Below are 10,113 nucleotides of genomic sequence, written 5' to 3' on the forward strand. Positions count from 1 at the left end.
CGTGCGTCACCCGCGTGTCACCCGCGCGTCCACTGCTGGTTGGTCCCGCCGTTGCAGGTGTACGTGATGATCGCGGCGGAGTTGGCGGTGGACGCACCGCTCACGTCCAGGCATTCGCCGGATGCCCGGGACTTCACGTTCACGTAGTTCCCGGTCGTCGTGAGGGACCACTGCTGGGCGGTGTCGGTCGCGTCGCAGTTCTCCTGGGTGACCGCGGCAGCGTTCTCCCGCACACACAACGAACTCTGACGCACGACGAGTTGATGGAATCCGTCCCCCACGGACCTGAACCAGTACTTCTGATTGCCGCCGCCGTTGCAGTCGTACTGCTTGATCTGCGCACTCTGCCACAGCGACTGACCGGTGACGTCGGCGCACTTGGCGGAGTGCCGCGCGATCAGCGTCTCGTAGGTGGCGGCGGTCCCGCTCACCGTACCGGCGGCCGTGTCCACGGTGACCTCCGGACTCCAGGCCATGGAAAGGGAGGTCGAGGACGGGAACGTCAACGGCAGCCAGACGTAACGGGAGTCGTTGACCGTACCCCCGAAGGAGTTGCCCCAGCGGTCGCCGAGGTAGAGGTACGAGGTGCCCGAAGTCCCCTGCACGGGAAGGACGTACGCGGTCTGGGAGCCGTAGGCCGTGGAGTCGCCGACGTTCGTCATCGCCGTCCAGGGGCCGGCCGGGCTGGGCGCGGTGGCGTACCGCTGCTGGTTCGGGCTCCAGCCGGTCGCCCCCGAAGTCAGCATGAAATAGACGCCGTTGCGCTTGAAGAGGGCCGGTGCCTCGCGGTGGCCGCCCGGCCAGGGGTTGGCCACCAGGCTGTCGACGGCCGTGTAGTCGGCGGTGAGACGGTAGATGTGCAGGTCGTAGTTCTCGTTGGCGGCGGAGACCATGTATCCGGTGCCGTCGGTGTCGACGAACGCCGTGATGTCGCGGGACATGTGCGCACCGAGCGGACGGAAGCTGCCCCGGTAGGTGTAGGCGCCGTCGACCGTGCCGGAGACGGCGACGGCGGCCCGGGCCTCGCCGTAGTCGGTGCCGTTCTCCTTGTGCATCCACATGACGAACGTGCCGGTGGCGGCGTTGTAGACGACCTTGGGCCGCTCGATGTAGGCGGTGTTCAGCTCGGCGGCGCTGGACTGGGTCAGGACACGGTTCCTGAACTCCCAGGTCTTGAGGTCGGTGGAGCGGTAGGCGTCCACGGAGCGGAAGGTGTTGTCCGCGTTGCGGTCCTCGCCGAACCAGTAGTAGTAGTCGCCGACTTTGATGATCCCGCCGCCGTGCGCGTGCACGACGTTCCCCGAAGTGTCGGTGAACTGAACGCCGTTGGGGACGGTCCGGGTCACGGCCCCCGCCGGTCCCGCCGTGGCGAGGGCGCCGAACAGGGTCAGGCAGAGGGCGAGCAGGGTGGTGTACGCACGTCTCATCGGGGTTCCTCCGTCTGCCCGGCCCGTTCGGTATCACGAACGACATATGGAATGACGAACACTGGGAAGGTAGAGGGGTGGCATGGGCAGGTCAACGGGTCGGGTGCGACTTGCCAGAAAGCCCTTACCGTGCCGGTAGGCCCGTGCAGGGGATTAGCGTCGTGGCATGACCAGCGACACCCCACGTCCCGCTCCGACTCCCGCTCCCGCTCCGACTCCCGCTGACGCTTCCCCTGCGGACGCCTCCCCCGCCGAGGCTCTCACCGCCGGGACCGTCGTCCTCGACGGCGGCATGTCGAACCAGTTGGAGGCCGCCGGGCACGATCTGAGCGACGAGTTGTGGTCGGCACGGCTGCTCGCCGAGCGGCCCGAGGCGATCACCGAGGCGCATCTCGCGTACTTCGAGGCGGGCGCCGACGTGGCCATCACCTCCAGCTACCAGGCCACCTTCGAGGGTTTCGCGCACCGGGGCATCGGGCGCGATGAGGCCGCCCGGCTGCTCGCGCTGAGCGTCGAACTGGCCCGGGACGCGGCCCGGCAGGCCCGGGACAAGGGCGTCACGCGCCCGCTGTGGGTCGCCGCGTCGGTGGGCCCCTACGGGGCGATGCTGGCGGACGGCTCGGAGTACCGGGGCCGGTACGGGCTGAGCGTCGACGAACTGGAACGCTTCCACCGCCCCCGCCTGGAGGCGCTGGCCGCCGCCGCACCCGATGTCCTGGCCCTGGAGACGGTGCCCGACGCCGACGAGGCCGAGGCGCTGCTGCGGGCGGTGCGCGGACTCGGGGTGCCGGTCTGGCTGTCGTACTCGATCACCGGTGACCGTACGCGGGCCGGTCAGCCGCTGGAGGAGGCGTTCGCCCTGGCCGACGGCCGGGACGAGGTGATCGCGGTCGGGGTGAACTGCTGTGTGCCCGGCGACGTGGACGCCGCCGTAGCGACCGCGGCACGGGTCACGGGCAAGCCGGTCGTCGTCTACCCCAACAGCGGCGAGGTCTGGGACGCCGACACGCGCGCGTGGCGGGGCCGTTCCACGTTCGCCGCCGAAGAGGTGCTGCGCTGGCGGGAGTCGGGCGCCCGGCTGATCGGCGGCTGCTGCCGGGTGGGACCGGAGGCGGTCGCCTCGATCGCGCGGACGCTCGGGGCGGCGTAGGCGGAGAGGGGCCGAGCGGAAAGGGCCCTAGCCGGCCCGGGAGGCGCGGCGCTGGGTCGGGGAGGCGCCCCGCCTGGCCCGAGGGCGCCCCGCCTGGCCCGGAACGACCGGGCCGGGAGCCGTGGCCCGCCGCGCCACGCGCGGTCAGGTCGGTCCATCCAGGCGCTGCCGCGCTCACCGACGGCGATCGGGTAGAGCCGGGAGGCGTCCGGCAGAGGGAGCGGGTGGCCATCGGACTCGCCGATCGCGGTGGTCGCGCCTTCGAGCACCCCGCCGGGTCCGGAAGACACCCCGCACAGCCAGGGAAGCGCCCCGCCAGGCCCCGAAGGCGCCCCGTCAGGACCGGAGTTCACCGCCGGCCCGTGCGGCCGGCTCCTCCCCCGGCTTCCTCCGTCCCCTCCGTCCCCTCCGTCCCCTCCGTCCCCTCCGTCCCGTCCCTTCCCTCTGTTCCCTCCGCTCCCCTCGCCCGCCGCAGCCGTCGTACCACCGACCTGAGTTCCGTGCCGCGGGTCGCCCGGCCGGCGGGCACCGGCTCCGACGGCGGTACGACGGCCCGTGCGGACCGTTCGGCGGCCGCGGCCGTCGCCCACAGGGCCATCTCCGCGTCGCGCGGGCCGTACGCGGTGTACGGCTCCCGCACGGCACGCCCACGGTCGGTATCACCCGTCCTGTCACTCCGACCGGCGATGTCGGTGTCACCCGTCCTGTCACCCTGACGGGGTGCGTCGATGTCACCCGCCCCGCCCCTCTCACCAGGGGCGTCGATGTCGCCGAAGATCCGCACCGGGTGCGTCGCGTCCCAGGGCTGCCAGCCCGGGTCGCCGGTGCGCGCGAACCGCACCCACGCGCCGTGCATCTCGGCGGCCAGGTCGTGCGGGGCGCCCTCGCCGGCGAGCTTCGCGGACTCGGGGGTGTCGCCGGTGCCGAAGACGAAGCCGAGTTCCAGAGCGTGGCAGGCGCCGAGACCGGGACGGAGCGAGGGCCAGGCGAACTCGTAGACGTACGCCCTCCCCGGCCGGGCGTCCGCCAGCCGGTGCAACGGCAGACGCAGCAGATGGTCGGTGACCATCTGGCCGACGATGTCGGCGGTACCGGACTCGGGGTGCAGGACGCGGTAGCCGCGCGGCACCTCGTGGCCGCAGTGGCAGCGGGCCATGGCACCGGCGAGGGCGACGGGGCCGAGCCGGTCGACGCGTTCCAGGAGGCCGCCGGGGACGAGCCACAGCCGGTACTCGTCCCGGGTCCAGCCGAGCAGCAGGTCGGCGCCCTCGGCCACGCCGCCCTCGATCAGCGCTTCGAGCGGATCGCGCGGGACGAGATCGCCGTCCACGACGATGCCGAAGGCAGGGCCGCCCAGCACCGGGCTGCTGAGCCTGCCGACGTCGGCCTGCGTGCGCAGCAGCAGATCGCGGTCGACGGCGGCGAACGCCTCGGCGGTGGCCGGGATCTTGAGCCGGGTCGCCATCCGGCGCACCATGCGCCGGACCTTGTCCCGTTCGAACGCCTCCGGCGGCCCGCTCTGGAGGACGGCCCGCCGGAACAGGCCCTGCGCCTGCGGGGCGGCGATGAGCGCGCCGATACTGATCGCCCCTGCGGACTGCCCCGCAAGGGTGACCCTGTCGGGGTCCCCGCCGAAGGCCCTGACGGACCGGTGCACCCACTCCAGCGCGGCGAGCTGGTCGCGCAGCCCGGGGTTGGCGGGGGCGTCCGGGAACAGGCCGTACCCCTCGACGCCCAGGCGGTGGTTGATCGACACGAAGACGACGCCGTCGCGGGCGAAGTGCTGCCCGTCGTACACCGGGACACCCGAGGAACCCCTGGTCAGGGCGCCGCCGTGCAGCCATACGATGACAGGCAGGCCAGCGTCGGGGCCGGGCGAGGGCGTCCAGACGTTGAGGTTGAGACAGTCGTCCCCCGGCACGACCGGGTCGGACAGGTACTGGGCGAAGGCTTCGGAGTACGGCGGTTTCGGCGCCGTCGGGCCGAACACACCCGCGTCCCTGACCCCGTCCCAGGGTTCGGGCGGCTCGGGCGGCCGGAACCGTCGGGGTCCGAAGGGGGGTGCCGCGTAGGGGATGCCCCGGAACACGGCGACGCCACGCTCGTACCGACCCCGTACGGCCCCGTAGGGGGTACCGACCACGGGGTCCGGCCGGGTGTCGGCTTCGGGTTCCCTCCGGGGATCAGGTCCGCGTTCCCGCCGGGCGCCCGCCCCGGGATCCGGCCGGGTGTCGTCCGCAGGGTCCGTCTGGCCCGTCTGGCCCGTCTGGTCCGCCGTCATCTGCTCACCAGCCCTTCGCCGCGCTGTCACGCCGTCGTGCCAGTGCACCGGTACCTCCACAGCACCACAAGGACGGCCGCTATTCCGGCGCAGGGGCCCCGAGACAGGGCCGTTCGAGGGACCACGGGCGCCCCCTCCCCTCAGCCGGAACCCCGGAACCTGTGAAGGCTCCCTCCGACCGATTGACCCCCTCTCCGCACCCGACCTACCGTAGAAGGCGCTTTCAGCAACCGCTTCCCCCCGGCCATCCCGCCATCCCGTCACCCCCGCTTCCCCGGCCTCCGGGAGGGTCATGCCCGACGCCCCGCCGCCGCCCAGGGCCGTGTTCGCCATGGATCCGGTGCATCTGCCGCTGCTGTTCCCGCCACCCCTGATGGCCCGGTTGCGGCGCGCGGCGGGCATCGACCCCGCGCTCGTCGTCCGGGACTTCACGGACACCACCGCAGGCCGGGCCCTCGCCGACGCCGAGATCCTGATCACCGGCTGGGGCTGCCCCCGCCTCGACGCGGACGCCCTGGCCGTCGCGCCCCGGCTGCGCACGGTGCTGCACGCGGCGGGCTCCGTCCGGTCACTGGTCGGCGAGGCCCTCTGGGATCGCGGGGTGACCGTCTCCAGCGCGGTCACCGCCAACGCCGTCCCGGTCGCCGAGTACACCCTGGCCATGATCCTTCTCGCCGGCAAGGACGCGCTCGGCCATCGCGACCGGTATCGCCGCACCCACGTGCCGCCCACGCCCGACCGGACCGCAGGCACCGGCAACCACGGCCGCCGGGTCGGGGTCGTCGGCGCCTCGCGCGTGGGGCGCCGGCTCCTGCGCCTGCTGCGCCCTCACGACCTGGAGGTCCTCCTCCACGACCCCTACCTCGACCCCGGCGAGGCGGCCGACCTCGGGGCCCAGCTCCTGCCGCTGGAGGATCTGCTGCGGCTCAGCGACATCGTCACGCTGCACGCGCCGGACATCCCCGAGACCCGGCATCTGCTGGACCGGGCCCGGCTCGGGCTCATCCGCGACGGCGGCGTGCTGATCAACACCTCGCGCGGCGCCCTCGTCGACCACGGCGCGCTCGTCGACGAACTCGTCTCGGGCCGTCTGCACGCCGTCCTGGACGTCACCGAACCCGAGCCCCTGCCCGCGGACTCCCCGCTCTACCGCCTGCCCAACGTCTTCCTCACCCCGCACATCGCGGGGTCCCTCGGCAACGAACTCCAGCGCATGGGCGGGATCGTCGCCGACGAACTCGACCGCGTCACGGCGGGGCTGCCGCTCGCGCACCGGGTACGGCGTGCGGATCTCACCCGGGTCGCCTGACATCGAGCACATCCGCCGCAGCCGCCACATCCGGCCCGCGGTCTCTTCACGTGCCACGACGGCCGACCTAGGATAGCAAGCGCTTTCCATCCGGGGTCGGAGAGGTGGTCCTTCATGATGCGCAGGGCGCACGCGACGGCGGTGCGGGCATGACGACCGGACCGACCCTGGCCGTGGTGGCGCGCGAGGCGGGGGTGTCCGTGCCGACCGCGTCCAAGGTGGTCAACGGGCGGGAGGACGTGGCCCCCGAGACCCGCCGCCGGGTCACGGAGGCGCTGAACCGGCTCGGCTACGTCCGCAGGCCACGCTTCGACCAGATCAAGCCGCCCCGGCTGGTCGACCTGGTGGTGCCCTCGCTGAACCACTCCAGGTCGGGGGCGGTCCTGCACGGCGTGGAGGAGGCGGCGCACGAGGCCGGGCTGGACCTGGTGGTCTCGGCCGCGCCGCCCCGGGTGCGGGGCGGACGCGCGCGGCGCGGCTGGCCGGACCGGCTGGCGGCGCGCGGCTCGGCGGGCGTCCTGTTCGACCGGACCGAACCGACGGCCTCCCACCTCGCCCTGCTGGCCCACCGGCGCATCCCGTACGTGATGATCGACCCGGTGGCCGAGCCGCCGCCCGGGGTCGTGTCGGTCGGGGCGGCGGACTGGCAGGGCGGGGTGACCGCGACCGAGCATCTGACCGCCCTCGGGCACGAACGCGTCGCCGTCGTCTGCGGACCGCGCCGCACACCGTGCAGCGGCGCCCGGGTCGCCGGCTACCGCTCGGCCCTCGCCTCGGCCGGGCTCCCGGTCCGGGCCGAGTACCTCCGCGACGGCGGCTTCGACGAGTCGACCGCCCAGCGCCGGACGCGGGAACTCCTCGACCTGCCGGAGCCGCCGACGGCCGTCTTCGTCTGCTCCGACCGCATGGCCCTCGGCGTCTACCGGGCCGTGCTGGAACGGGGGTTGAGGATTCCCTACGACATCAGCGTGGTCGGCTTCGACGATCTGCCGGAGTCCCGCTGGGCCTCCCCCGCCCTGACGACCGTCCGGCAGCCGCTGGCGGAGATGGCGGCCACGGCCCTGCGGCTGCTGGTGCGGATGGTGGACGGGCAGCGCCCGGAGGGGACCAGGACCGAACTGTCGACGCGGCTGGTGGAACGGGCGAGCACGGCACCGCCGCCCGTCCCCGCACGCTGATCGTGACGCCCCTCCCGGCTCAGACGCCGGCCTCCGCCTCCCGCGCCGCCGGCCGACGGCGCGCGATGTTGCGTTCCAGCAGTCGGGTGGCGGTGCCCACACCGACCGCGTCCGAGGCGTCCGACGCCGGCAACCGGCCGTCGGTGCGCCGGAGTTCGGTGAGCGCGGAGTGCACGGCCTCGTGGGCGGCGAACAGGCACGGGGTGCTGTAGATCGCCACGTCCACGCCGAGTTCGGCGAGTTCGGTCAGGGAGAGGCGTGGGGACTTGCCGCCCGCGATCTGGTTGAAGAGCAACGGCTTGTCCCCGGTGACCTTCCGGATCCGCCGGATCCACTCCACGCTGCGGACGCCGTCGACCAGGACCACGTCCGCGTCGGTGGCGGCGAGGGTCTCCGCGCGGTGCAGGATGTCGTCCTCGTCGGTGGCGTCGGTGCGGGCCACGACGACCAGGTCCCGGCGGGTCGCGAGCACCAACTCCAGTTTGGCGAGGTACTCGTGCAGCGGCAGCACCTGCTTGCCGTCGGCGTGCCCGCAGCGACGGGGCCGCTGCTGGTCCTCCAGGACGACACCGGACGCGCCGATCCGCTCCAGGCCCTCCACCACATGGCAGGCGACCTCGGGATCGACGTAACCGTCGTCGATGTCGACCAGCAGATGGTGGGCCGGGAACGCGCCCCGCAACCGCTGCACGAACGCCATCATGTCCGGCCAGGCGATGAATCCGATGTCCGGCAACCCGTAGTACGAGGCCGCGAAGCCGAAGCCGGAGACGAACATGCCGTCGTAGTGCTGCGCCGCGATCGACGCCGAGTACATGTCGTACACGCCGATCAGCGGGGTCGTGCCCGGGTCCGCGATCCGCTCCCGCAGCCTGTTGCCGTACGTCAAGGTCCGGTTCCTCCCGGTAGCCGTGTCACCGACTTCCGAGGATCTCCGCGCGGCCCTCGCCCGTACGCCTCGCCTCCGGCCGCACTCACTCCTTCGGAGCACACGGTTCACCGCAGAAACGTCACTGGAAGGCGTCGCCGCTCTCTCTCATCCGCCCTCGCCCACGCTGTTGTCGGGCGCCCCGTCACCCTCCGAGGGCAGGTCGCCGCGTTCCACCGGCTCACCACGGCCCGTCGCCGGGGGCAGCAGGGCGTCCAACTCGTCCGCGGACGGCCGATGGAGATTCTCGGCGGCCTCACGCAACACGTCCCGCGGCACGCCCTCGCCCCCGAGATGAATGACGAACCCCTCCTTCGGCACCGCGAACTCCCGCCGCTTCCCGGCACTGCGGAACCAGAAGTCACCGTCACGGACACAGGTCGTGGACGTACCGGAGGAGTCACCCACGGGCTGCTCCGGACAACTCTCGGCGGTCATGCTCCCGCGATCCACACTGAGTTGAAGCTGCTTGCCTTCCCCCTGCGAGACATAGACGGCGGAGAACCCGTCGTCCCCGAACACACCCACCGACTGCTGCGCGAGCGTGTAGCCGGAGGCGTCGGTCACGTACACATGCTCCGGGGCGATCCCCAACGCACCGGCACGAGAGGCAAGTTCGGCAGGATCCGCACCCGCGGCCGTCTCGGTACCGCAGGCGACGGCGAGGGCGGGCAGCAGCAGGAGCACGGGGAGAACGCGCACGGTACGGATCATGCACTCATCCTGACGCACAGGTGTTCGCCCGGCGCGGTGATTTCGGTGCCGTACGCGTTCCCGCCGCGAGCGCACGGCACTGACCTAAGCTGCCCACCGACCAGCCGACGAAGGGACCCCCACCGTGGCTCAGCCGCAGTCCGACGCCCAGCCCGAAGTCCTGCCGCCCGCCGTCGAGTCCATGACCGTGCTGGTCGCCGCCGTCATCGTCCACGACCGGGACACCGACCGGATCGTCCTCCTCCAGCGCGGCCGGAACGCCAAGTTCGCCCAGGGCAAGTGGGACCTGCCGATCGGCAAGAGCGAGCCCGGCGAGCCCATCACCACGACCGCGGTCCTGCAACGCTGGAGTTCATCCTGACGCACACGAGACACGCGGGACGCACAACTGTTCGTAAGGCAAGGTGATTTCGGTGCCCTACGCGTAGGGTCGGGCGGGATGAACACCATTCCGGCACACCTCGACCACATCGTCCTCGCGACTCCCGACCTGGCGGCGACCGTGGCCGAGTTCGCTCGGCGTACCGGGGTGGTGCCGGCGCCGGGTGGGGTGCATATCGGGTTCGGGACTCGTAATTGCCTGGTCGGGCTGGGTGGTGGGGCCTACTTGGAGATCCTCGGGCCGGACCCGGAGCAGTCCGCGCCGGCCGGGCCTCGCCCCTTCGGTGTGGACGGGCTCGACTCGGCGCGCACGATCACCTGGGCAATCAGTCCGTCCGACATCGACGCCACGGTCGCCACTGTCCGCGTCCACGGCTATGACCCGGGTGATGTGAGAGAGATGAGCCGACGGCGGCCGGACGGCACACTGCTGGAGTGGCGGCTGACCGACGGCGGCACCCCGCATCCCTCCGGTCTGGTGCCGTTCCTGATCGACTGGGTCGACGCGGTCCACCCGTCCGCGTCGGATCTGCCGCTGACCCCGCTGCTGGCACTGACCGCCACCGCACCCGACCCCGAGGAGGTCCGCCCCGTGCTCAGCGCCCTCGGGACGGATCTGGTGATCGGCGAGGGGCCCGCGGGGTTCTCCTTCACCCTCGACACCCCGAACGGGCCGGTCACCTTCACCTGACGGTCCCCGGTGACTGCCGTCCCGTCCACGCCTGTACCTCGGACAGATGCTCCG

General features: G+C 72.4%; 8 protein-coding genes and 1 pseudogene. 5 read left to right on the forward strand and 4 right to left on the reverse strand.

Translation table 11 applies throughout. The features are described from left to right. Positions 1–17: 17 nt before the first annotated feature. Positions 18–1,427, reverse strand: a complete 1,410-nt coding sequence (locus G6W55_RS08275) for an RICIN domain-containing protein (protein WP_175520137.1) — start codon at positions 1,425–1,427, stop codon at positions 18–20. A 166-nt stretch (positions 1,428–1,593) separates the two neighbouring features. Here G6W55_RS08275 and mmuM point away from each other — a divergent pair, with 166 nt between their 5' ends. Further along, entirely contained in the window at positions 1,594–2,577 is a 984-nt protein-coding gene (gene mmuM, locus G6W55_RS08280; protein ID WP_175520138.1) for a homocysteine S-methyltransferase, read from the forward strand. Positions 2,578–2,926: 349 nt separating this feature from the next. Here the strand turns inward: mmuM and G6W55_RS08285 are convergent, their stop codons facing one another. Beyond that, positions 2,927–4,720 (reverse strand): carboxylesterase family protein, encoded by a 1,794-nt coding sequence (locus G6W55_RS08285; RefSeq protein ID WP_309243658.1) that lies wholly within the window; start codon positions 4,718–4,720, stop codon positions 2,927–2,929. A 430-nt stretch (positions 4,721–5,150) separates the two neighbouring features. On the opposite strand from G6W55_RS08285, the gene G6W55_RS08290 reads away from it, so the two are divergent. Together G6W55_RS08290 and G6W55_RS08295 are read left to right on the forward strand one after the other, a co-directional pair. After that, the gene (locus G6W55_RS08290; RefSeq protein WP_175520140.1) at positions 5,151–6,167 is read left to right on the forward strand and encodes a hydroxyacid dehydrogenase; all 1,017 of its coding nucleotides are present in this window, start codon (positions 5,151–5,153) and stop codon (positions 6,165–6,167) included. Positions 6,168–6,316: 149 nt separating this feature from the next. Next, positions 6,317–7,345 carry a LacI family DNA-binding transcriptional regulator gene (locus tag G6W55_RS08295; RefSeq protein ID WP_175520141.1) on the forward strand — a complete coding sequence of 343 codons (1,029 nt, stop codon included), beginning with the start codon at positions 6,317–6,319 and terminating at the stop codon, positions 7,343–7,345. Positions 7,346–7,364: 19 nt separating this feature from the next. Here G6W55_RS08295 and G6W55_RS08300 read toward each other — a convergent pair whose 3' ends face one another. Further along, positions 7,365–8,234, reverse strand: coding sequence for an oxaloacetate decarboxylase (locus G6W55_RS08300; RefSeq protein WP_175520142.1), 870 nt, complete (start codon positions 8,232–8,234; stop codon positions 7,365–7,367). A 147-nt stretch (positions 8,235–8,381) separates the two neighbouring features. Next, complete coding sequence (locus G6W55_RS08305) at positions 8,382–8,987, reverse strand: hypothetical protein (RefSeq protein ID WP_175520143.1); 606 nt, start codon at positions 8,985–8,987, stop codon at positions 8,382–8,384. 124 nt (positions 8,988–9,111) lie between these two features. Between G6W55_RS08305 and G6W55_RS08310 the strand changes: the two are divergent. Both G6W55_RS08310 and G6W55_RS08315 read left to right on the forward strand, forming a co-directional pair. Continuing rightward, positions 9,112–9,345: pseudogene (locus G6W55_RS08310) on the forward strand (NUDIX domain-containing protein); the annotation flags it as partial. A gap of 81 nt (positions 9,346–9,426) precedes the next feature. After that, positions 9,427–10,059: a VOC family protein gene (locus tag G6W55_RS08315; protein ID WP_175520145.1), complete on the forward strand. Its 633-nt coding sequence runs from the start codon at positions 9,427–9,429 to the stop codon at positions 10,057–10,059. Positions 10,060–10,113 lie beyond the last annotated feature (54 nt).

This window comes from Streptomyces sp. CAI-85, assembly GCF_013363615.1.
Lineage (GTDB): Bacteria > Actinomycetota > Actinomycetes > Streptomycetales > Streptomycetaceae > Streptomyces > Streptomyces antibioticus_B.